Source organism: Roseicella sp. DB1501, assembly GCF_013112485.1.
Lineage (GTDB): Bacteria > Pseudomonadota > Alphaproteobacteria > Acetobacterales > Acetobacteraceae > Paracraurococcus.
Window position 1 is genome coordinate 65867 of sequence record NZ_JABFHG010000009.1, and the last position, 22659, is coordinate 88525.

Below are 22659 nucleotides of genomic sequence, written 5' to 3' on the forward strand. Positions count from 1 at the left end.
ATCACGCTCTAGCTTCGTGCATTCTGCGTCGGCCGCACCTCGTCGCCGCTGCGAATGGCATCGGAGGGGCTGTCGATGACCCGGTCCGTCGGTTCCAGGCCGGAGGCGATGTCGAGCTCGGCGCCCAGGTCGCGGGCGATGCGAACCGGCTTGACCGCCACCCTGCCATCGCCGTCGACCACCGCGACGGAGGTGCCGCTCGCGCGAAAAATCAAGGCGCTCGCCGGAATGCGGAGCTGCTGCGTGTCGGTGGGTTCCGGCGGAAGCTCGAGCCGCACCTGGGCATAGCCGCCGGGCTTCAGGGCGCCGCTGGCATTGTCCGTGGTGAACTGCACCAGCATGGAGCCCGATTGCGCATCCACCGCGCCGGCCGTGCGGGTCAGCTCCGCCGTGAAACTCCGATCCGCGTATTCCGGCACGGAGAAGGTCGCCTTCAGCCCGTCCCGCATGGCGCCCGTATAGGCCTGCGGCACGCGCACATAGAGGCGCAGGCGGCGCATATCCGTGACGGTGAAGAGCGGCGGCGAACTGGTGCTGCCGGAGACGATCAGCCCGCCGACATCGATGGCGCGGCTGGTGACGGTGCCGTCGAAGGGAGCGATCACCTGCTTGAAGCCGGTCAGGGCGCGCAGGCGGTTCACCTCCGCCTCCGCCTGGCTGAGCTGCGCCGTGCGCGCCGCCAGGTCGCCGCGGCGCTCATCCGTCGCCTGCTGGGACACGACCTGGCGCGCGCTCAGCTCGTTCCAGCGCTGCGCGGTGCGGGCGGACAGGTCGCGCTGGGCGCGGGCGGTGGCGAAGGCCGCCTCGGCCGCGGCCAGTTGCTGGTCGAGATCCGGCGTGTCGATCTCGGCGAGAATCTGGCCAGCGGTGACCCGGTCTCCGATATCGGCCAGGCGGCGGGCAACGAAACCATTGGTCCGCGCATAGACCGGCGCCTCCGCCCAGGCCTGAAGCCGACCGGGCAGCAGCAGCGGCCGCGGTTCCACGGCGCGCGGATGGATGACCCGGACGCTCGGCACCGCGACGGCGGCGGCGACCTGCCGCAATTCCTCCTGCGCGCCAAGCCGGCTGCTCACCCTGAGCGCCCCCGCCCCGAGCAGCGCCAGCAACCCGAGGAGGAGGACCAGCGCCACCCGACGCGGGCTGGCGGCGCGCTGGTCGGCCGGCAGGGTCTCGGCGGTTGCCGGCACAGGCGCTTCAGGCATGGGCGGTGCTTTCTCCCGGACGAAGGCCGCTCACGGCGTGGCGCCTGCGCCCATGGATCATGGCGAAGACGGTGGGCACGAAGACCAGCGAGGCGCAGGTGCCGACCAGCAGGCCGCCGATGACCGCCCGGCCGAGCGGCGCGTTCTGCTCGCCGCCCTCGCCGAAGCCGAGGGCCATGGGCGCCATGCCGATGATCATGGCGAGCGCCGTCATCAGCACCGGGCGGAAGCGCGTGATCCCGGCCTCGAAGGCGGCCATCCGGGCATCGCCGAGCTCGGCGAGCTTCTCCCGGGCGAAGCTCACCACTAGGATGGAATTCGCCGTGGCGACCCCCATGCACATGATCGCGCCCGTCAGCGCCGGCACCGAAAGCGGCGTGCCGGAGAGGAAGAGCATCCAGGCGATGCCGGCCAGCGCCGAGGGCAGGGCGGCGACGATGACGAAGGGATCGGCCCAGGACTGGAAGTTGACCACGATGAGCAGGTAGATCATCACCACCGCGCCGAGCAGGCCGAAGCCCATGCCGGAGAAGGCGGTGTTCATCGTCTGGTACTGGCCGCGCAGGGTGACGCGCACGGATGCCGGCTTCTCGGCGTCCAGCCTGGCGATCTCGCGTCGCACGGCATCGGCCGCGGCGCCCAGGTCCAGCCCCTGCGTGGCCGCATAGACGCTGACCATCGGCTGGATGTTGTATTGCGAGATCACCGAAGGCGAGTTCACGCGCACCAGCCGGCCGAGCGCGCCCAGCACCTGCGGCTCCGGCGAGCGCGGCCCGGTGACGGGCAGCGATTCCAGCTTCTCCATCGTGTCCGCCAGGTATTCCGGCGTCTGCGCCACGACCGGGTAGGTGACGCCATTGGTGGGATTCAGCCAATAGACCGGCGCGGTCTGCAGCGAGCCGGCAACGGAGCCGGCCAGGCTCGCCGTCACGTCCCGCTCGTCGAGGCCGAGCGCGTTGATGCGCGTGCGATCGGCGACGAAGCGCAGGGTGGGGCTGCCGGCGGGCTGCTGGATGCGCATGTCCACCAGCCCTTCGATGCCGCGGAGGGCCCGCAGGATGCGCTGCGCGTGCTCCTGGTTTTCGGTGACGCTGGGGCCGGTCACCTGCACCTCGATGGGCGCGGGCGCTCCGAAATTGAGGATCTGGCTGGTGATGTCGGCGGGCAGGAAGGAAAAGACGGCCGTGGGGAACAGCCGCGGCAGCTCCGCCCGCAGCCGGCGGATATGCTCGGCGGTCGGCCGGTGGTCGTGGCGAAGGCTGATCAGGATATCGCCGTCCATCGGGCCGACCGTCCCGGAGGAGCTGTAGGTCACGTTGATGGTGCTGTTCGGCAGGCCGATGCTGTCGACGATCGTGTTGATCTCCTCCGGCGGAATCAGCCGGCGGACCTCCCGCTGGATCCGGTCGAAGAGGGCGGAGGTTTCCTCGATGCGCGTGCCCGCGGGGGCGCGGACATGCATGGCGATGGTGCCGCTGTCGACCTCGGGGAAGAAATTGCGGCCTAGGAACGGTACCAGGGCGAGGCTGCCGAAGGCGAAGGCCAGGAACAACGAAAGCGTCGTCCGGCGCCTGGCGAGGGCAAGGCGCATGAGGCGGCCGTAGCCCTGGCGCAGGCGCTCGAACCGCCTCTCGAAGCCCTGCTGCAGGCGGCCGGGAAGGTGCCGCGGCGGGGGCTGCCCATGACGATGCCCGGCATGCGGCTTGAGCAGGTAGAGCGCCATGGTCGGCACCAGGGTGCGCGACAGGATGAAGGAGGCGACCATGGCGAAGGTCACCGACATGGCCATGGGCACGAAAAGGAAGCCCGACACGCCCGGCAGGAAGAACATCGGCACGAAGACGATGCAGATGCAGAGCAGGGAGACGAAGGCCGGCAGGACGATTTGCCGCGCGCCGTCCAGGATGGCGGTGCGCACATCCTTGCCGTGCTCGAGATGCCAGTTGATGTTCTCGATGGTGACCGTCGCGTCGTCCACCAGGATGCCGACGGCGAGCGCGAGGCCGCCCAGCGTCATGACGTTCAGGGTTTGCCCGAAGGCCGCGAGGGCGAAGATCGCCGCCAGGATGGCGAGGGGGATCGAGGTGGCGATGATGATGGTGGAGCGCCAGGACCCCAGGAAGAGCAGGATCATCAGCGAGGTCAGCGCCGCGGCCAGCACGCCCTCGAAGGCGACGCCCGTGATGGCGGCCTTCACGAAGATCGACTGGTCGTTGAGCGGCGTCACCCGAAGCTGTGGCGGCAGGCTGGGAAGGAGCTGGGGCAGCAGGTCGAGGACGCCGTTCACGATGCTGATGGTGGAGGTGGCGCCGGATTTCAGCACGGTCATCAGCACGGAGCGCTGGCCATCGACATGCACCACGTTCTGCTGCGGCTGCGCGCCGTCCCGCACATTGGCGACGTCGCCGATCGTGACCGTCGCGCCGTTGACGGTGCGGATCGGCAGGGCGGCGAGCTCGGCCACCGAGCCGGGCGCGTTGTTCAGGAGCAGGTTGTATTGATACTCGCCGATCTTGACGAAGCCGGCCGGAGTGATCTGGGTCTGCGCCGCGATCGCGTTGCCTACATCCTGCGCCGAGAGGCCCTTCGACAGCAGCCCTTGCGGATCGAGGTCGATCTGGATCTGCCGGGTACGGCCGCCGGCAGGGCCCGGCAGGGCGGCGCCCGGCACGGTGACGAGCTGCGTCCGGATGAAATTCGTGCCCAGGTCGTAAAGCTGCTGCTCGCTGAGCCCCTGGCCCGAGAGGGCGAGCTGCAGGATGGGCACGGTGGAGGCGTTGTAATTCAGGATCAGCGGCGGCGTGGTGCCCGGCGGAAGCTGGCGCAGCAGCGTCTGCGAGACGGCGGTGACCTGCGCATTGGCCAGGCGGATATCGGCTCCGGGCTGGAAGAATATCTTCGTGATGCCGAGCCCGGGATAGGAGGTGCCCTCGATATGCTCGATGTCGTTCACCGTCGTCGTGAGCGACCTCTGGTACGGCGTGAGGATGCGGCCGGCCATGTCCTCGGGGGTGAGGCCGTTGAAGGTCCAGCCCACGGCGATGACAGGCACCGGAATGTTCGGGAAGATATCGGCCGGCGTGCGCAGTGCGGCGAGGCCGCCCCCGATCATGATCATCAGCGCCATCACCACGAAGGTGTATGGACGGGACAGCGCTATACGAACCAGGGCGATCATGCGGCGCCGGGGGCCTGAAACGCCGACTGCCTTCTACGGAGCCTTCGCTGCATCGATGACGGCATTCCAACGGTAGGGCGCGAACGCCAAGAGACTATGGGAGCTTGGTCCCGGGCGCCACCGGCTTGCATTACGACGCTGTCACAAGCTTGGCGCGAAACGGGCGTCGCAGGCAACCGGGTGCCGCCGCGCCGGCGCTGCGGCCTGCGCGCCAGGCGCGAACACGTCGGGGCGAGGTGCCGGATGGACCATGGGCGACTTCTGCACCTGTCGCGCGTTGCGCTACAGGCCTTACCGGCGATCCGGAGTTCCCATGCACAGTCCCCAGCAAGGGCATCCTGCCGATGCCGCGCCGGAGCATCCCGGCCGGCTGCTGCGCGACTGTGTGCTGCCCGGCCTTGGCCTGTCCGTCAGCCAGGCGGCGCGCGAGCTCGGGATCGCCCGCTCGACACTGCACCGCCTGCTCGCCGGCGAGCAGGCGGTCACGCCGGAGATGGCCGCCCGGCTGGCCCGCCTGAGCGGCGTCCCGGCCCGCCACTGGCTCGCCCGGCAGCAGGCGCACGACCTCTGGCACACCGAGCGGGCGCTGGCCGCAGTCCTCGGGCGCATCCCGACCCACGCGTTGCCCCGCGCCCTGCAGCAGGAATTCAGGGACGTCGCGCATGACTGACGCCGCCATGCCCGCGCCGCCGCAGGGGCGGGCCGCTACCGGCATTGCCGGGCTGGACGACGTCCTCGCCACCGGCCTCATCCGCAACCGGCTCTACCTGGTCGAGGGCAATCCGGGCACCGGCAAGACCACGCTCGGCCTGCAATTCCTGCTGGAGGGCGCCCGCGCCGGCGAGCGGGGCCTCTACGTGACCCTGTCGGAGACGGCCGCCGAACTGCGCGACGGCGCTGCCTCGCATGGCTGGTCGCTCGACGGCATCGAGATCTTCGAGCTGGTGCCGCCGGAGGACCTGCTCGACCCTGACCAGCAGCAGAGCCTGCTCTACGCCTCCGACCTCGAGCTCGGCGAGGCGACGCGCTCGCTGCTCGAAGCGGTGGAGCGCATCCGGCCGCACCGCGTCGTGCTGGACAGCCTCTCCGAGTTCCGGCTGCTGGCGCAGGGCTCGCTGCGCTACCGCCGGCAGGTGCTGACCCTCAAGCACCACTTCGCCCGCCTGGGCGCGACCGTCCTGATGCTCGACGACATGACGGCCGAGCCCGGTGACAAGACGGTCCACAGCGTGGCCCACGGCGTGCTGCGGCTGGAGGAGCTGGCGCCGGATTACGGCGCCGAGCGGCGGCGCCTGCGGGTGATGAAGTACCGCGGCACGGCCTTTCGCGGCGGCCATCACGATTTCACCATCGCGCATGGCGGCGTCCGGGTCTTCCCGCGCCTGGTCTCCGCCGAGCACCACACCGGCTTCCGGCGTGACCGCCTCGACAGCGGGATCCCCGAGCTGGATGCCTTGCTCGGCGGCGGGGTGGAGTGCGGCACCAGCACCTTGCTGCTCGGCCCGGCCGGCACGGGCAAGTCGCTGTTCGCCCTGAACTTCGCTGCCGCCGCCGTCCGCCGCGGCGAGCAGGTGCTGGCCTGCATCTTCGACGAAGAGGTGTCGCTCCTGCTCGACCGGTCCCAGGCCATGGGGCTCGACCTCGGGGCGATGCGCAGCGCGGGCAGCCTGATCCTCGAGCAGGTCGACGCCGCCGAGATCTCCCCAGGCGCCTTCGCGCACGCGATCCGGGCCCATGTCGAGGCCGGCGTCCGCACCGTCGTCATCGACAGCCTGAACGGCTACCAGGCGGCGATGCCGGGCGAGCAGTTCCTGGTGCTGCACATGCACGAGCTGCTGCAGTACCTGAACCGCCAGGCCGTCTCGACCTTCCTCATCGTCTCGCAGCACGGGCTGGTCGGCGACATGCAAGCGCCGGTGGACGTCACCTACCTCGCAGACACGGTCCTGCTGTTGCGCTACTTCGAGGCGGTGGGCCAGATCCGGCGGGCGATCTCGGTCGTCAAGAAGCGCGCCGGCGGCCATGAGAGCACCATCCGCGAGTTCCGCATCGATGCCGGCGGCGTCCGGGTCGGCAAGCCGCTCGAGGCGTTCCAGGGGGTGCTGCGGGGCGTGCCGACCTATGTCGGCAAGAACGGAACGTTGATCGAGGACGGCCCGGCGTGAGGGACGATGCCGGCGGAGTTTCGGGAGACCGGAGCGCCGAAGTGCTGGTCCTCGCCCCCGGCGGCCGCGACGCGGCGGTGGCAGCGGCCATCCTGCGCGAGGCCGGCATCGTGGCCACGGTCTGCCGCGACCTGCCGGCGCTGGTCCGGGGCCTCGACCAGGCCGGTGCCGCCGTGCTGACCGAGGAGGCGCTCGCCCGAGCCGACCTCCGCGACCTCGCAGGCTGGACCCTGGCGCAGCCGCCCTGGTCGGACTTTCCCTTCGTGGTGCTGACGCGCCGCGGCGGCGGCTCGGAGCGCAATCCGGAGGCCACGCGCCTGGCCGGCGTGCTCGGCAACGTCGCTTTCCTCGAGCGCCCGTTCCACCCGACGATCCTGGCCAGCGCGGTGCGCAGCGCGCTGGCGGCCCGCCGGCGGCAGCATCAGGCCCGCGACGCCCTGGCGGCCGAAACCACCGCTGCCGAGCGTCTGCGCTTCGCTCTCCGCGCCGGCCGGCTCGGCTCCTGGGAGTTCGATGGCCGCACCGGCGAGTTCCGGGCCTCGGAGGCCTGCAAGGCGGTCTTCGGCCGCGCCCCGGGCGATTGCTTCGGCTATCCGGATCTCCTCGCCGCGATTCACCCCGACGACCTGGAGCGCATGCAGGACGCCGTCGCAACCGCGCTGTCCGAGGGCGGCGACTACGACATCGAGTACCGCACCGTCTGGCCGGATGGGTCCGCTCACTGGGCCGAGGTGCGCGGCCGCGCGTTCCGGGACGAGACGGGGCGGATTCTCATGGCCGGGGTGTCCCTCGACACCACGGCGCGGCGGGCCGCCGAGGCGGAGCTGCGCCGCCACCGCGGGCAGCTGGAGGAGCAGGTTGCCGAGCGGACGCGCGAGCTCGAGGCGGCCAACCGGCGACTGCGCGCGGCAGCCGAGGAGCGGGATCAGGTTGAAGCGGCGCTGCTGCAGGCGCAGAAGATGGAGGCGGTCGGCCAGCTGACCGGCGGCCTCGCGCACGACTTCAACAACCTCCTCCAGGCGGTGCTGGCCAGCCTCGACCTGATCCACCGTCGCGCGGCCGATCCAGCCCAGGTTGAGAAGCTGGCGGCGGCGGGGGGCGAGGCCGCGCGGCGGGGCGCCCGGCTGACCGCCCAGCTGCTGGCCTTCTCGCGCAAGCAGAAGATGGACCTGACGCCGGTGGCGGCGGGCGAGCTGGTCGAGGGTATGCGCGACCTGCTGGCGCGCTCGCTCGGGCCCGGCGTGGCGCTGCGCCTCGAGGTCGACCGCGGGGCCGGCCTGGCGCTGGCCGACGCCACGCAGCTCGAGCTCGCGGTCCTCAACCTCGCCATCAATGCGCGCGACGCCATGCCGGGCGGCGGCACGCTCACCGTCGCGGTGCGGGTCGTGGAACTCGGCCTCGCCGCGGACCTGCCGGTGGGCCGGTACGTGGCTGTCTCCGTGTCCGACACGGGCGACGGCATGGCGCCGGAGGTGGTGGCGCGCGCCTTTGAGCCGTTCTTCACGACCAAGGGCGTTGGAAAGGGCACCGGGCTGGGGCTGAGCCAGGTCTATGGCATCGCGCGGCAGTCGGGTGGCACGGCGCGGATCGAGAGCGTCCCGGGGCATGGCACCACGGTGAGGATCCTGCTGCCGGCGGTCGGGAGCGAGGCGGCGCGCACCCTGGCGCGGCAGCCGGAGAATGCGATGACGGGCGGCTCGCCGGTGACCGCCGCCACGAGTGCCGGCGCGCTGGTGCTGGTGGTGGACGACGACCCGGACGTAAGGCGGGCGCTGGTCGGCTGGCTCGACGCGCTCGGCTACCGCGTCGCCGAAGCCGCGGACGGTCGCGCCGGGCTGGCGGCGCTGGAGCGGCTCGCCCCGGACGCGATGCTGGTGGACTTCGCGATGCCGGGCCTCACCGGCGCCGAGGTCGCCGTCGCGGCGCGGCGCCTGCGCCCTGGTCTGCCCATCGTTCTCGCCACCGGCTATGCCGCCGCCGCGGAGCTCGGCGTGGACGCTCCGGCCGGGCTGCCCATGTTGCGCAAGCCGTTCCGGATACAGGAGCTCGCCGAGGTGCTGGCCCAGGCCCTGACGCGATCCTGACCTCGCCGTGACGGGCAAGGTCGGAGCGATCCGCCGGTGTTACCTGACCAGGGCGCAACCGCCTTCGTGCAGCGGCCGGAAGGCCTCGGCGGCGGGGATGGTGGAGACGACCTTGAAGAGGTCCTCCGCGCCGCGGCTCTCCTCCGGCGCCTTCGCCTGGAACAGGTGGACCGGCACGATCATCTGGCCATCGGCGCGGATCGAGGCGTCGCCGAAGGCGTCGTCCGCCGTCGGCCGCGCCTTCATGGCGGCGACCGTCTTCTGGCCCGATCGCCGGGCCTCGGCGATGCCCATGGCCTTCGCGGTCGTCAGGTAGTGCCGCACCAGCGCATAGGCGCCGGCATGCAGCGTGTTCGGGATCACGCCCGCGGCGAGCTGTGGCCGGAGGCGCGCGTGGAAGGCGCGGGTGCGGTCGTTCAGGTCCCAGTAGAAGCTCTCGGTCAGCAGCAGCCCCTGCGCCACGGGCAGGCCCACGGCGGCGACATCGGTGATGAAGGCGCCGAGGCCGACGAGGCGCGTGCCGCGGCGGGCGATGCCGAACTCTTTCGCCTGCTTCAGGCAGTTGATCAGGTCGGAGCCGGAATTGGCCAGGGCGACCACCTTGGCCCGGCTTGCCTGCGCCTGCAGCAGGAAGGAGGCGAAATCCGTCGTCCCCGGGAAGGGATGCGCCACCGAGCCGAGCACGCGCCCGCCGGCCGCCTGCACGAAGCGCGCGGCATCGTCGCGCAGCGCATGGCCATAGGCGTAGTCGGCGGCGATGAAGAACCAGCTGTCGCCGCCATCCCGGACCACCGCCGTCGCCGTGGCATGGCTCATCGCCCAGGTGTCGAGCGGGCCATGCACCAGGTTCGGCGAGCACTGCGCCCCGGTCAGCACGGAGGACAGGGCGCCGCTGTTGAGATGGACCTTGTCCTTCTCCTTCGCCACGGTGTTGGCGGCCAGCGCCACCGCGGTGTTGCCCACCTGGCAGATCGCATCCACCCCGCCGCGGTCGAACCATTCCCGCACGATGCTGCTGGCGACATCGGGCTTGTTCTGGTGATCGGCGACGACCACCTCGACGGCGACGTCCGGATTGGCGGCGGTGAACTCCGCCACGGCCAGGCGGACGCAGGCGGTGCCGGTCGGGCCCTCGACATCCCGGTAGGGGCCGGACATGTCGGTGAGGGCGCCGAGGCGGATCGTGGCCTCGCGCGCCGGCTGCGCCCTGGCCGGATGCCCGGCCTGCAGGGCCGCGATCGCGGTGGCCGTCAGCAGGCCGCGCCGGTCGAGCATCATGTCGTCTTCCCCCTGTCCGAATGCGGAGAGGGTCCTAAAGCAGATCCCGATCAGGTGGAATCACCTGATCGGGTGAAGATGCTCTAGCCTGCACCGAACCGGGGAGGCCATCATGATCGTGCTGCACCACTGCTCCGACGCGCGCTCCTTCCGTCCGCTCTGGACGCTGGAGGAGATGGGGCTGCCCTATGCGCTGCGGATGCTGCCCTTCCCGCCGCGCCTCGCCGCGCCGGACTACCTCGCCATCAACCCGCTCGGCACCATCCCGCTGCTCGAGGACGGAGAGGCGCGCATGACCGAATCGGCGGCGATCTGCCACTACCTCGTCAGCCGCCATGGCCCTTCGCCGCTGAACGTCGCGCCGGAGGAGCCGGGCTATGCCGCCTTCCTGAACGGGCTGCATTTCGGTGAGGCGACGCTGACCTTCCCGCAGACCCTGGTGCTGCGCTACCGGCGCCTGGAGCCGCCCGAGCGCCGGCTGCCGCAGGTGGCGGAGGATTACGAGCGCTGGTTCCTCTCCCGCCTGCGCAAGGGGCTGGGGCGGCTGGAGGGCGGCTACTACGCCGCGGGCCGGTTCACCGCCGCGGACATCGCCATCGGCTACGCCCTGCTGCTCGCAACCAGGCTCGGCCTGGCGGAGCAGTTCACGCCGGAGGCGGCGGCGTACTGGGCGCGGCTCTCCGCGCGCCCCGCCTACCGGCGGGCGCGGGAGGCGCAGCAGGCAGCGCTGGCGGCGCAGCAGGTGCCGCCGACCGATCTGCCGGCGGCGGCGTCCTAGAGCAGATCCCGATCAGGTAGACTCACCTGATCGGGTGAAGATGCTCTGAAAACAGTAGGCTAGAGCATTTGCCGTGAACCGAGGTGAACGGGAAATGCTCTATAGGCGGGCGCGCCGGGCAGGGCCGCCGCGCTCAGGCGGCCTGTGGTGCCGTGCCATAGGGCACGCCGCTGGCCCAGGCCTCGACATAGGTCGCGATCGACAGCGTCCAGCGCTCGCGCATCGTCTCGTCGAAATACTCGAACAGGATGCCGTCCGGCGCGGTCATCGACAGCAGCACGGTGCCGCCGGCCTCGCCGCCGCATTCGAGATGCGGCAGGGCGTCCGGGCTGGCCAGGGCATAGTCGCCCGCCCGGCGGGAGATCGCCTTGGTCGAGCCGTCCGGCTGCAACTCGATCAGGTGCTGCTCGCCCTCGAGCACCAGGGTGAGGGTCGAGGCGACGTGACGATGCCGCCGGCAATGGCCGCGGCCCGGCGCGTAGCGCAGCAGCATGTCCAGCCGGCCGAGGGCGAGGTCGTAGCCGAGCAGGCTGTACTCGAAGTCGATCCGATAGGCCGTCACCGAGGGATCGGTGACGCGGCGCCATTCGACGGAACGCGCATCGAAGCTGCGGGAGAGCGATGGCATGGCGGGTCTCGTGTGGCCGATGGGAGCGTCGACGCTACCGCGGATTGCGTTCAGGATCGAAGGCTGCTCCGTTGCAGCCCATCCCAGGTCATGCCCGGCCTCTCGCTCCGCGCGCTGCTCCATGCGGAATGTCGGATCGTCGAGAGACGGTCATCTTCTGGATGGCTAATTTGTCCCTCTTTGCCGCCTTCGCCTACGGGGGCCGGCCCATACCGAGGAAACCGCCATGGCCTGCCTCGACCGCCGCGGCCTGCCGCTCTCGACCGAGTCCGACCTCGCCGCCGGGCGCTACCGGCAGGGCGTGAATCTCCTCCTCTCGGCCTGGCCGGGCGCCGCCGAGACGCTGGAGGGGGCGGTCGCGGCCGATCCGGATTTCGCCCTCGCCCATGCCGCCCGCGCCCGCCTGCACGCCATCCGCGCCGAGATGCCGGCGGCCCGGGCACGGATCGCGGCGGCGGCGGAGCAGGTGGCCCGGCGGGGCACCGAGCGGGAGCGGAGCCATGTCGGGATCCTGTCGCTGGCCATCAACGGCCAGCCGGCCCGGGCGCTGGACGCCACCCTCGCCCATGTCGAGGCCTGGCCGCGCGACGCGCTGATCCTCTCCCTGCCGCTCGGTGCCTTCGGGCTCTTCGCCTTCTCCGGCATGGCGGGGCACGACCAGGCGCGCGTCGATCTCTGCGAGCGCCATGCCCGGCACTACGACGCCGATGACTGGTGGTTCCTCACCTATCGCGGCTGGTCGCAGGCCGAGAACGGCGCGGTGGCGCAGGGCCGCGCCCTGACCCAGCGCGGCTTCGAACTGCGGCGGGAGAACGCCAATGCGGCGCATGCGCTGTCGCACGCGATGTACGAGGCCGGCGCCGGCGAGGAGGCGGAGGCGCTGATCGAGGGCTGGCTGCCGGGCTACGACCGCAGCGGCCCGCTGCACGGCCACATCGCCTGGCACGCGGCGCTCGGCGCGCTGGAACGCGGCGACGCGGAACGGGCCCTCGCCCTCTATGCCGCGCATGTCGCGCCCGCGGTCTCGGCCGGCATGCCGGTCAACGTGGTGAGCGACACCGCCTCCTTCCTGTGGCGGCTGCAGGCCTATGGCCATGCGGTGCCCGCCGGTCTGTGGCAGGCGGCGGCCGATTACGCGCGGCCGGTCTTCCCCGCCGCCGGCTTCCCCTTCGCCGACGCCCATATGGCCATCCTGGAGGCGGCCACCGGCGAGCGGGAGGCGGCGGAGCGGCGCGCCGCGGCGCTGGCGCGGCTGGTCGAGGCGGGCAGCCTCGCCGCCGGGCCGGTGGTGCCGGCGATCTGCCGCGCGGCGCTGGCCTTCGCCGAGGAGGACTATGCCGGCTGCGCCCGCCTCCTGGAGCCGGTGGCGGCCGAGGTAGTGCGCATCGGCGGCAGCGGCGCCCAGCGCGAGATGCTGGAGGACATGCTCCTCCTCGCCCTGATGCGCGGCGGCGAGGCCGAGAAGGCCTGCGCCCTGCTCGACCGCCGCCTGCACCGCCGCTCCTCGCCGCGCGACGCGCGCTGGCGCGGCCAGCTCGCCGCCTGACGCAGACCCGCGATGTCGCGCGCCGAAGCGGCCCTGGCCGCGCCCCCCGCCGCGGCCGAACCCGGCGACGCCACGGTTCACGCCATGGTTCACGCCACGGGCAACATCGCCCGGCTGCCGATCGGGCAGGCGCTGGCGGCCGGCGCCATGTCCCGCCGCCCGGCCGCGGCGGGCTGAACGGTCGGGACAGACGGCCGGCCTCACCTTCGCCCGGCGCCCCGCGCATGTCGTGGCGCCGCGTCACAGGGCCGGCGGGGTGCTGCCGGCTGCCGCGGCGCCCGTTCCCGGCTCGAGCGGCACCTCCACCTCGCAGATCAGGCCGGAGGTCTCCCACATCAGCGACACCTGGCCGCCCAGCTGGGCGCGCAGGGTCCCGTCCAGCACCCGCGAGCCGAAGCCCCGGCGCTCCGGCGCGCCGCGCACCGGCGGCCCGCCGGTCTCGGCCCAGCGCAGCCGCAGCAGGGGCACGCCATCGGCCCGCGCGGCGAGGCGCCAGGACACGGCGAGGCGGCCGGCCGCGGCCGACAGCGCGCCGTATTTCAGCGCATTGGTCGCCAGCTCGTGGATCGCCATCGCCACGGGCTGGGTCGCGCCGGGCGGAAGCGCCACGGGCGGCCCGTTCAGCTCGGCCCGGCGCTCGCCCAGGAAGGGGGCGAGCTCGCCCGTGAGCAGGGTGCGCAGATCGGCGCCGTGCCAGCGATCCTCGGCCAGCAGCGTGTGCGCCCGCGCGAGCGCCGCGATCCGTCCCGCCACCGCGCGCTTGAACGCCGCCGGCTCCCGCGCATCCGTGAGCTGCACCAGGCCCTGGACCACGGCCAGGACGTTCTTGGCGCGGTGGTCGACCTCGCGCGCCAGCAGCGCCTGGCGCTGCTCGGCGGCCTTGCGCTGGCGCATGTCGCGGAAGATCGCGGCGACGCCGATGAGCCGCCCGTCCGTCGCATGCATCCGCGAGGCGGTCACGGTGACGGGGATCCGCTCGCCGGATTTCGCCACCCGCACGGTCTCGTGCTCGTGCACGCGCTCCCCGCGCAGGGCGCGGCGGAAGACGCCGGTCGGATCCCCGTCCGGCTGGTCCGGCGGCACCAGCAGCCCGGCCGGCCCGCCGAGCGCCTCGGCCTCCGCATAGCCGAACAGCGCCTCCGCCCCCTTGTTCCAGCTCAGGATGCGCCCGTCCTCGGCGGCGAAGGCGATGATGGCATCCGTCGTCGAGGCGACGATCGCGGCGAGGCGCGCATTGGTCTCCTCGGCCCGCCGGCGCTCCGTGACGTCCGAGCCCTCGCAGAGGATGCCGACCACGGCGCCGTCGCTGTCGCGGATGGGCTGGTAGATGAAGTCGATGAAGCGCTCCTCGGCGGGGATGCCGGCGCTGCGCTCGACCAGCACGCGCTGGCCGCGCCCGACATAGGCCTGGCCGGTGCGGTACACCCGGTCGAGCAGCTCGAAATAGCCCTGGCCCTCGATCTCCGGCAGCGCCTCGCGCACCGGCAGGCCGGTCGGGTCGCGGCCGCCGATCAGGGCGCGGTAGGCCGCGTTCACCAGGTCGAAGACATGGTCCGGCCCGCGGAGGACGCAGAGGAAGCCGGGCGCCTGGTCGAAGAGCGAGAGGAGGTGCCGCGCCTCGGCCGCCTTCTCCCGTTCCGCCCGCACCTGCGCGGTCGTCTCGGAGACGATCACCAGCACGCCGCCGATGCCGCCCGGCGCGGCCTCGTCATGGATCGGGCCGTAGGAATAGGTCCAGTAGACCTCCTGCAGCCCGCCATGGCGGATGATCGGGAGGTACTGGTTCTCGTGCCAGGTGGCCTCGCCCCCGGCCATCACCCTCTCGATCTGCGGGCCGATGACGGACCAGATCTCGGCCCAGGCGGCGCGGGCCGGCATGCCGAGGATCGCCGGGTGCTTCTCCGGCCCGAGCGAGGCGCTGTAGGCGTCGTTGTAGAGGCAGAGATGCTCCTCGCCCCAGAAGATGAAGATCGGGTGGCGCGTGGTCAGGGCCGCGCGCAGTGTCGTCTTCAGCCCCGCGGACCAGCCCTCCGGCGGGCCGAGCGAGGTCCGCGACCAATCATGCGCGCGGATCCGGGCCCCCATCTCGCCGCCGCCGAGAAGGAAGGCAGGCACGGCATCAGCATCCATCGGCGATTCCCCGAAGCGGCGTCCGGCCGGTGCGGACCACCCCGCTCGCGCTTCGGTCGCGGGCGGACGCCATGCATCCGTCGACGGAGGTCTCGCAGGCGGCGGTGAGCGACATGATGCGATTCTTGCGGGAGCGAGGCATGGCGCAGAACGCCCAGGCCACCCGCCCAGTGTCAATCTTCGCCACCGTCAATCCTTGGCGCCACCGGGCAGCCCTGCCGCGTCGCGGACCCGGCCGGCCTTTACATAAGCGAGAGGCACGAGGCCGAGGCTTGATGCCATTCCATACATCATGCCACCGTGAAGGATATTCCATATTCAAGTGCCCATTTCGAAACAAGCAGCCTTGCGGCGACGGTGTCCGGGGACGCCGACTTCCACGACCGATACCCACTTCGCCGCCCATGCCCTCGATGAATCGGGAGAGAGGCGATGCGTCTGCGCCACGCATTTGCGATGACCGCGGCGGCCGGCTGCGCGCTGCTATCGTTTCTTGCCGGTTTCGTCGCCGCGCCTGCGGCAGCGCAGCCCACCGCCGCGCGCCCCGGCGGACAGCCGGGCGCGCCGGCCTGCGGCGCCATCGTCCGCGCGGACATTGTCGCGCTCGAGCAATCCTACCTGCTGAACCGCTTCGGCGCCTTCGTGCCGGCCGGCATGATGTTCGCGCTGCGCCACGACGTGGTCTCCCTCGATGACGATGGCGAGCTGAAGCCGGGCCGGGTCCGGCTGCGGCGGGAGAAGCGGCCGCGCCCCCTGGTGCTGCGGGTGAATGAGGGCGAGTGCCTGGAAGTCTCCTTCCAGAACCTGCTGCGCCCGGGCTGGCAGGAGGAGGGCGGCGTGCTGCCCGATGATGGCGGCAGCCTGCCGGGCCATACCGGCAGCCATCCCGGCGAGGCGCCGCGCCAGCCCCGCCTGCGCCCCGGGCCGGTGAGCCTCGACGCGCCGCGCACCCGCGCCGCCTCCTTCCACGTCACCGGCCTCGGGCTGGTGCCGATCGCCGAGCGGGACTGCCCGCGCGGCGTGCTCTGCGGCGGCGACGGGTCCAATGTGGGCATCCCCGGCCGGCAGGGCGTGGTGTTCCATCCCGACACCCCGGCGGCGGTTCGGCAGGGCTACGATCTCGGCTCGCTGGCCCGGCCCGGGCAGCGCGTCGTCACCCGCTGGCGCGCCGAGAAGGAGGGCGCCTATTTCGCCTATTCGACGGCGGCGCCCGTGGGCGGCGAGGGGGATGGCGGGCAGATCGGCCTCGGCCTCTTCGCCTCGGTCAATGTGGAGCCGGCTGGCGCGCGCTGGTACCGCTCGCAGGTCACCGAGGAGGAGATGCGGGTCGCGCGCCAGCCGGTCGAGGCGGGGCGTCACGACTACGCGGCCATCGCCTATGACGGGACGCACCCGTTCCGCCTGATGCCGGATGGCAGCCCGCTGCCGCTGCTGGCCATGCGCGACGCGCAGAACCGCATCGCCCATGGCGACCTGAACGCGATCATCGTGCTGCCGCGCGGCGCGCCGGGCTGCGATCACGTCACCAGCGATTGCGGCAGGCCCTTCCGCGAATTCACCGTCATCATGCATGACGAGGTGCCGGCGCGGCAGGCCTTCGCGCCGCTCGACGACGAGAACCACCCGCTCTCCAAGATCCGCGACGGCATGGGCATCAATTACGGCGCCTCCGGCATGGGCTCGCTGGTCATGGCGACGCCGGCCCAGGCGAACCGGCCGCCGCTGCGGAACTGCCCGGAATGCCGGGCCGAGGAGTTCTTCCTCAGCTCCTGGGCCGCCGGCGATCCGGCGCTGATCCTCGCCCATGACGGCGACACCCCCTCCGGCGTGCGCTGGTCCGACGACCCCTCCAACGTGCATCACTCCTACCTCGGCGACGCGGTGCGGTTCCGCAACCTGCATGCGGGGCCGAAGGAGACGCATGTCTTCCACCTGCATGCCCATCAATGGGTGATGGACCCGCAGGACCCGGATGCCAGCTACCTCGATTCGCAGACCATCTCGCCCGGCGCGACCTTCAGCTACAGCATCGGCTTCGGCGGCACCGGCAACCGCAACTACACGCCTGGCGACAGCATCTTCCACTGCCACCTCTACCCGCATTTCGCGCAGGGCATGTGGGAACTCTGGCGCGTGCATGACAGCTTCGAGGACGGCAAGCGCGGCCCGACCTGGTACCGCCCGGCCGAGCCCGCTGGCCCCGGCAACGATCCGCGCTGGCGCAACCTGCCCGATGCCGAGATTGCCGCCGGCACCGCGACACCGGCCCTGGTGCCGATCCCGGGCGCCGCGCTGGCGCCACTGCCGGGCGCGGCCTTCGCGGGATACCCGCACTACATCCCCGGCGAGACCGGCCACCGCCCGCCGCAGCCGGCCCTCGACATGGACGTGCTGGCCGAGAGCGGCTGGACCGACCCGACGACGGAGCCGCCGGCCGAGGCGGTCGTCAATGGCGGCCTGCCGCGGCACCGGGTGCGCAGCGGCAGCCTGGTCCGCGCCACCGAGAACGACGAGGTGATGGAGAACGCGCTGGCGCGCGGCGGCGATGCGGCGCAGGTGATCGCGCAGCGCGTCCGCCGCCAGGCCGATCCCGCCGGCTTCGCCGCCCTGGCCTATGAATGGGGCGCGCTCGACCTCGCCTTCGTGCCGCAAGCCGGCGACGCCGCGGAACGGCGCGCCATGGAATTCCACGAGGGGACGTTGCAGGCGCCCGGCCTGCGGCCCGTGGCGAACGGCAAGGCGCCAGTGCCGCACCCCGAATGGTGGCCGGCGCCCGGCGCCTATGTCACCGACCGCGCCCCGACCCTGCCGGGCCAGGCGCCGCCGATCGGATCACCTGGGACCGGGGGCGAGGCGCTGTTCTTCGTCAACGGCCGACCTCGCGCGCCCGGGGCGCCCTTCGCCAATCCATGCCCGACCGATGCGCCGATGCGGCACTACCGCGCCGCCTTCATCCAGACCGAGCTGACCTACAACCGCCACGGCTGGTTCGACCCGCAGGGCCGCATCATCGCGCTCGAGGACGACATCCACCACATCATCGACCCGGCGACGCGCACGCGGCTGCCGGAGCCGCTGTTCTTCCGGGCCAATTCCGGCGAGTGCATCACCTTCCGCTCGACCAACCTGGTGCCGAGCGCGCTGAACGTCGACGATTTCCAGATCATCACGCCGACCGACACCCTCGGCCAGCATATCCATCTCGTGAAGTTCGACGTCACCTCCTCCGACGGCTCCGGCAATGGCTGGAATTACGAGGACGGCACCTTCTCGCCCGAGGAGGTGCGCGAGCGCGTGCTGCACTACAACGAGGGTCTGCCCGCCGGCGCGACGCCGCTGCAACTGCGCGAGCATCCGCTGTTCCGGCCGGGCGGGACGATCTGGGAAGCGGCCGGTGGCGACGAAAAACACGCCATCCACGGCGGCCTGCTGAAGCGCGGCAAATGCGACACGCGCAAAGAGAAGGAATCTCTCCCAGCCTATATCAAGCGCCTGAACGAGAACCACCCCTTCTGCGGCGCCCAGCGCACGACGCAGCGCTGGTGGGCGGACCCAATCCTCAGCCGCCGCCCCGACCGACGCGACCGCGACAACACGCTGCGCACCGTCTTCACCCACGACCATTTCGGGCCGAGCTCGCACCAGCAGCACGGGCTCTATGCCGGGCTCGTCGTCGAGCCGGCGAACTCGCTCTGGGTCCGCACCGGCGAGCGGCCGATGACCCCGGAGGAGGCGGCCACGCTGGCGGGGACGCAGCCGCTGGACCTCGCGGCGCAGGCGGCGTGCCGGGACCGCGCCGAGAGGATGGCGATGGGCGAGCCCGATCCCGCCGCCGCCGATCCAGCGACCCGGGCGCGCTGCAAGCTGCTCGGCGGCTCCGACCTGACGGTGCCGACCGCCGCGGCGATCCGGCGCGACCGGGACCACCCGCTCGCCGCCATCGAGCCGCGCCCGGCCCTGCGGCTGCGCGCGGATGGCGGCCCGACCGCGACCATGGCCGATATCGTGGCGCCGCGCTGCGTGCGCGACGGCAACTCCGTCAGCCAGCCGGACGAAGCGGGCGTCGAGGTGAACCTCGTGCCGGCGGCGGGCCGCACGCCGCGGACCGGCCCGGAGCCGCCCTGCATTCCCGCCGACCACAACCGGCGCGAATTCGCCCTCGCCATCGCCGATTTCGGCATCGCCTACACCGCGGCGCTGGAGCCGGTGAACCCCGAGCCGCTCGGCGATTCCGGCCATCGCGACAACTCGGCGCTCCGCTTCGGCCGGCGCCATGTGGCGGCCACCCCGGCCCGCCCGCTCGGCATCTCCTCCGAGGATCCGGGCAGCCAGTACCTGAACTACCGGCACGAGCCATTGGCGCTGCGCATCAGCGAGGCGACGCCCGATCCGGCGCTCGGCGGCTTCGACTACCGCCAGTCGGACCGCAGCGCCGATGGCGGCCGCGCCTGCGCGCCGGGCGATGCCGATTGCCGCGGCGACATGGCGAACGCCTTCAGCAGCCGGGTGCACGCGCCGCGCGACCGGACCCTTGCCTCCACCCCGCAGCCGGTCGAGGTGCATGCCGCGACGCGGGAGGCGCTGCGCGGCACCGAGCACGAAGCCAGGCTCGCCGCGGTGGTGGCCAGCGTCGAGCAGTGGCGTCGTGACTTCAACTGCGCGCTCTATTCCCGGCTGATACTGCCCAATACGGGGGAGGGCGGCGCCTGCGACCCGCGCATCGAGCGGCGTGAGCCCTGGCGGCTGTTCGGCGATCCGGCCACGCCGATCTTCCGCGCGCATGACGGCGAGCAGGCGCAGATCCGCCTCATCCAGGGGGCGCAGGAGGCGCAGCACATCTTCACCATGAACGGGGTGAAGTGGCGGCGCATGCCGGGCTCGGCCGGCTCCGGCTTCATCAATGCGCAGCCCATCGGCATCTCCGAGCATTTCGAGGCCGACATCCGGGCGACGCGGTTCAACGCCCCGCTGCTCGACTACCTCTATTTCGGCTCTTCGGTGGATCAGCTCTGGGACGGCATGTGGGGCATCATGCGGGTGACGGTGCCGGACCACGCGCCGCCCACGAGCCCGGCGAATGCCCGCCCGGCCCCGGGATCGCGGGCGGCCGGGGGCGAGAGGCAGGCCGCGCCGGTCGACGACATCGCCATGCGCCTCGTCCGGCCCGCCCTCGCCGCCGCGGATGCCGCCGGTCCGGGCACGCCAGGGCCATTGCCGCCAGGGCCGTTAGTGCCAGGGCAGGCGGCGCGCGTCGCGCCGCCGCCCGCCGCCGATCAGGCGACGGCCCTCGCCGCGGTCATGCGGCTGCCGGCCGCCCTCGGCCGTCGCGGGCAGCCGGCCGCCGCGGCGCCGGCCCGCGCCGCGCCGACGCTCGCCCCATCTGCCGAGGACGGCGCGGTCGACTGGCAGCGGGCGGTCTGCCGCGCGCAGCCGGGCCGGCCCCTCGTCTATCGCCGCTTCGATGTCAGCGCCGTGCTCGCCTGCGATCTGCGGGGCGATTGCGGCGGCGCCCAGTCGGTGGGCATCGAATACAGCCGCCGCTTCGGCATCCAGGACGACCGCGCCGTGGTCTACGTGCTGAACGAGGAGCGACGCTGCGACGGCACCTCGCCCGAGCGCGGCTGCGCCATCGACCGCCTGCCCGGCAACGACAAGGTGCTGGAAGGGCTGCGGGCCGAGTTCGCCGCCGGGCGGAGCCTGGAGCCGCTGGTGCTGCGCGCCCCGGCCGGCGCCTGCCTCGAGGTGCTGCTGCGCAACCACCTGCCGGCCTCGCCCGAGGACCGCGCCTCCGGCACGGAGGGCAGCCCGCCGCGCGAGCTCGAGGAGCGGCGCGCCTATCACAACTTCCTGCCCATGATCACCGACGGCTTCAACGTGAACCAGTTCCGCATGTCCGGCACGGTCGGGCTGTCGGCGCCGCGGGTGGCGCAGAACCCGCTCTCGGCCGACGGCACCAATCTCGGCTGGAACGGCCTGCAGCTCGACCGCCTGCGGGGCCTGCCGGAGCGCGTCTGGGGCCAGGGCTCGCTGGTCTCCCCCTGCCGGCCGGGCGATGCGGGCTGCGGCATCGACGAAACGCAGGGCGGCATGCGCCGCTCCTTCTGGAGCGCCACGGATTTCGACGATACCGGCCTGCCCGTCGAGTTCGGCGCCCTGCCGCTGCGCAGCTTCGGCGATCCGATCAAGCAGCCGATGCACGGGCTCGGCGGCGCGCTGGTGATCGGGCCGGAGGGCTCGGAGGTCTGCGCCGACAACCGCTTCGCGCAGCGGCTCGGCAATGGCCGCGTGATGCCGGGTGGCGTCAGCGCCGAGATCTGCCGGCGCGACGGCACCCGCTATGTCGATCACGTGCTGATGGTGCAGGACGCCGTCAACGCCACGCGCGGCGGCATGCCCGTGCCCAATCTCGCGGGCGCCGAGGAGCCGGACGATTACGGCGTGAAGGCGCTGAACTACCGCACCGAGCCGCTCTGGGCGCGCAGCGGGAACGAGGCGAGCATCCCCTTCGAGGAGCGCAACGAGGCCGATTACGCATCGGTGCTGAGCTCGGGGCGGATCGGCGCCACGCGCTGCGCCGCCGGCATCCCGCTCTCGGCGCGCCTGCCTGGCCAGCCCTGCGACCCCGAGACGCCCATCTTCACGGCGCGCTCCGGCGAGGCGGTGCGGCTGCACCTGGTGCATCCCGGCGGCCATACCCGCCAGCAGGGCTTCGCCGTCAGCGGCCATGGCTGGAGCGCCTTTCCCTGGACGCCCTCGCCGCGCGGCCCGGAGGCGCCGCCGGTCTTCGACGCGGGCTACCCCTCCTACCGCGGGGGCGTGACGAACGGCTTCGGCCCGATGATGGGCGTCACCTACGGCCTGCTGGCCGGCGGCCGGTCGGGCCTGGCGATGGACTACCTGATCCGCAGCCAGGCGAGCTTCCTGTTCGATGGCGGGCTGTGGGGCCTGCTGCGCGTCGAGCCCCGGCCGGCCGCGGCGCCCGCCGGCCCGCGGCGACGCTGAGGAGGGCGGCGCATGGCGATCCAGGCGGTGAACAGCGCGGCGGGCTTCGATGCCGGCTGGTGGCTCGATTGGGCCGAGGGCATCGCGCCCGGCGCCGCCCCCGCCGCCCGGCGCTGCCCGGTCGGCGATCTGCGGGCGATGCGCCTGGCGCCGCGGCTGGAAGGCCAGATGAACGTGCCGGCGACCTATGCGCTGAGCGAGACCACGGTCGAGGTCCAGGCCGCGACGCTGGAGCTGCGCTTCTGCGGCGCGGGCTTCGATTGCAATCAGTTCGAGGGGGACGGGTTGCTGGTGGTCGCCGTCCCGCCCGCGCCGGCCAGGGCGGCCGCCTCCCTCTCCCTGGCCTTCGACCGGCCGGTCCGCGGGCTGGGCGCCTATGTCGCGGCCGGCTCGACGCAGCCGGGAAGCGGCGCCGGCTTCACCGCCAGGCTCTGGGTGCGGACCGGCCCCTCCGGCCGCTTCGTGCTGGCGGCTTCCAGGCGCGGCACGAGCGGGGCGCATGGCGTCTTCGACACGCCCCCCGGCGTCCTGCGCGGCGCGCCCTTCCTCGGCGCGATCTCCGATGCCGATGACATCCAGGCCGCCCGCTTCGAGCTGCTGCCGGCCAGTGGGGTGCGGGTGGGCCAGCTCGCGCTCTCGCATCTCCATGCCCTGAGCTGAGACGC

Annotated in this window: 13 protein-coding genes; 8 read left to right on the forward strand and 5 right to left on the reverse strand. The window is 72.5% G+C overall.

Annotation, left to right across the window (positions count from 1 at the left end; all coding sequences use genetic code 11):
- Positions 1-8 precede the first annotated feature (8 nt).
- Together HJG45_RS18015 and HJG45_RS18020 are read right to left on the reverse strand one after the other, a co-directional pair.
- Positions 9-1205, reverse strand: coding sequence for an efflux RND transporter periplasmic adaptor subunit (locus HJG45_RS18015; RefSeq protein ID WP_171613546.1), 1197 nt, complete (start codon positions 1203-1205; stop codon positions 9-11).
- Positions 1198-4383: an efflux RND transporter permease subunit gene (locus HJG45_RS18020; protein ID WP_171613547.1), complete on the reverse strand. Its 3186-nt coding sequence runs from the start codon at positions 4381-4383 to the stop codon at positions 1198-1200. The genes HJG45_RS18015 and HJG45_RS18020 overlap by 8 nt, the downstream gene beginning before the upstream one ends.
- Positions 4384-4696: 313 nt before the next feature.
- On the opposite strand from HJG45_RS18020, the gene HJG45_RS18025 reads away from it, so the two are divergent.
- The 3 genes from HJG45_RS18025 to HJG45_RS18035 are packed head-to-tail and all read left to right on the forward strand — an operon-like array spanning position 4697 to position 8632.
- Positions 4697-5053 carry a HigA family addiction module antitoxin gene (locus tag HJG45_RS18025; RefSeq protein ID WP_171613548.1) on the forward strand — a complete coding sequence of 119 codons (357 nt, stop codon included), beginning with the start codon at positions 4697-4699 and terminating at the stop codon, positions 5051-5053.
- Positions 5046-6548 carry an ATPase domain-containing protein gene (locus HJG45_RS18030; RefSeq protein ID WP_254452611.1) on the forward strand — a complete coding sequence of 501 codons (1503 nt, stop codon included), beginning with the start codon at positions 5046-5048 and terminating at the stop codon, positions 6546-6548. The genes HJG45_RS18025 and HJG45_RS18030 overlap by 8 nt, the downstream gene beginning before the upstream one ends.
- A 41-nt stretch (positions 6549-6589) precedes the next feature.
- Positions 6590-8632, forward strand: coding sequence for a hybrid sensor histidine kinase/response regulator (locus tag HJG45_RS18035; RefSeq protein ID WP_171613549.1), 2043 nt, complete (start codon positions 6590-6592; stop codon positions 8630-8632).
- A 39-nt stretch (positions 8633-8671) separates the two neighbouring features.
- On the opposite strand, the gene HJG45_RS18040 is transcribed toward HJG45_RS18035, so the two are convergent.
- Positions 8672-9910, reverse strand: coding sequence for an ABC transporter substrate-binding protein (locus HJG45_RS18040; RefSeq protein ID WP_171613550.1), 1239 nt, complete (start codon positions 9908-9910; stop codon positions 8672-8674).
- 112 nt (positions 9911-10022) lie between these two features.
- On the opposite strand from HJG45_RS18040, the gene HJG45_RS18045 reads away from it, so the two are divergent.
- Positions 10023-10688, forward strand: coding sequence for a glutathione S-transferase family protein (locus tag HJG45_RS18045; RefSeq protein WP_171613551.1), 666 nt, complete (start codon positions 10023-10025; stop codon positions 10686-10688).
- 133 nt (positions 10689-10821) lie between these two features.
- Here the strand turns inward: HJG45_RS18045 and HJG45_RS18050 are convergent, their stop codons facing one another.
- Complete coding sequence (locus HJG45_RS18050) at positions 10822-11316, reverse strand: hypothetical protein (RefSeq protein ID WP_171613552.1); 495 nt, start codon at positions 11314-11316, stop codon at positions 10822-10824.
- Between the two features lie 226 nt (positions 11317-11542).
- Here HJG45_RS18050 and HJG45_RS18055 point away from each other — a divergent pair, with 226 nt between their 5' ends.
- A complete protein-coding gene (locus tag HJG45_RS18055; protein ID WP_171613554.1) occupies positions 11543-12862 on the forward strand; it encodes a tetratricopeptide repeat protein in 1320 nt (439 codons plus the stop codon).
- Between the two features lie 12 nt (positions 12863-12874).
- Positions 12875-13039 (forward strand): hypothetical protein, encoded by a 165-nt coding sequence (locus tag HJG45_RS18060; RefSeq protein WP_171613556.1) that lies wholly within the window; start codon positions 12875-12877, stop codon positions 13037-13039.
- Between the two features lie 63 nt (positions 13040-13102).
- Here HJG45_RS18060 and HJG45_RS18065 read toward each other — a convergent pair whose 3' ends face one another.
- Positions 13103-14977, reverse strand: a complete 1875-nt coding sequence (locus HJG45_RS18065; protein WP_171613557.1) for a PAS domain-containing protein — start codon at positions 14975-14977, stop codon at positions 13103-13105.
- Positions 14978-15424: 447 nt separating this feature from the next.
- On the opposite strand from HJG45_RS18065, the gene HJG45_RS18070 reads away from it, so the two are divergent.
- The gene (locus tag HJG45_RS18070; RefSeq protein ID WP_171613560.1) at positions 15425-21994 is read left to right on the forward strand and encodes a hypothetical protein; all 6570 of its coding nucleotides are present in this window, start codon (positions 15425-15427) and stop codon (positions 21992-21994) included.
- Between the two features lie 12 nt (positions 21995-22006).
- Positions 22007-22654: a hypothetical protein gene (locus HJG45_RS18075; RefSeq protein WP_171613562.1), complete on the forward strand. Its 648-nt coding sequence runs from the start codon at positions 22007-22009 to the stop codon at positions 22652-22654.
- The last annotated feature ends 5 nt before the right edge of the window (positions 22655-22659 follow it).

Excerpts from the sequence above, each read along its gene's own strand:
- HJG45_RS18015 (WP_171613546.1), bottom strand. The coding sequence starts at position 1,205 with ATGCCTGAAGCGCCTGTGCCGGCAACCGCCGAGACCCTGCCGGCCGAC.
- HJG45_RS18020 (WP_171613547.1), bottom strand. The coding sequence starts at position 4,383 with ATGATCGCCCTGGTTCGTATAGCGCTGTCCCGTCCATACACCTTCGTG.
- HJG45_RS18025 (WP_171613548.1), top strand. The coding sequence starts at position 4,697 with ATGCACAGTCCCCAGCAAGGGCATCCTGCCGATGCCGCGCCGGAGCAT.
- HJG45_RS18030 (WP_254452611.1), top strand. The coding sequence starts at position 5,046 with ATGACTGACGCCGCCATGCCCGCGCCGCCGCAGGGGCGGGCCGCTACC.
- HJG45_RS18040 (WP_171613550.1), bottom strand. The coding sequence starts at position 9,910 with ATGATGCTCGACCGGCGCGGCCTGCTGACGGCCACCGCGATCGCGGCC.
- HJG45_RS18045 (WP_171613551.1), top strand. The coding sequence starts at position 10,023 with ATGATCGTGCTGCACCACTGCTCCGACGCGCGCTCCTTCCGTCCGCTC.
- HJG45_RS18050 (WP_171613552.1), bottom strand. The coding sequence starts at position 11,316 with ATGCCATCGCTCTCCCGCAGCTTCGATGCGCGTTCCGTCGAATGGCGC.
- HJG45_RS18055 (WP_171613554.1), top strand. The coding sequence starts at position 11,543 with ATGGCCTGCCTCGACCGCCGCGGCCTGCCGCTCTCGACCGAGTCCGAC.
- HJG45_RS18060 (WP_171613556.1), top strand. The coding sequence starts at position 12,875 with ATGTCGCGCGCCGAAGCGGCCCTGGCCGCGCCCCCCGCCGCGGCCGAA.
- HJG45_RS18070 (WP_171613560.1), top strand. The coding sequence starts at position 15,425 with ATGCGTCTGCGCCACGCATTTGCGATGACCGCGGCGGCCGGCTGCGCG.
- HJG45_RS18075 (WP_171613562.1), top strand. The coding sequence starts at position 22,007 with ATGGCGATCCAGGCGGTGAACAGCGCGGCGGGCTTCGATGCCGGCTGG.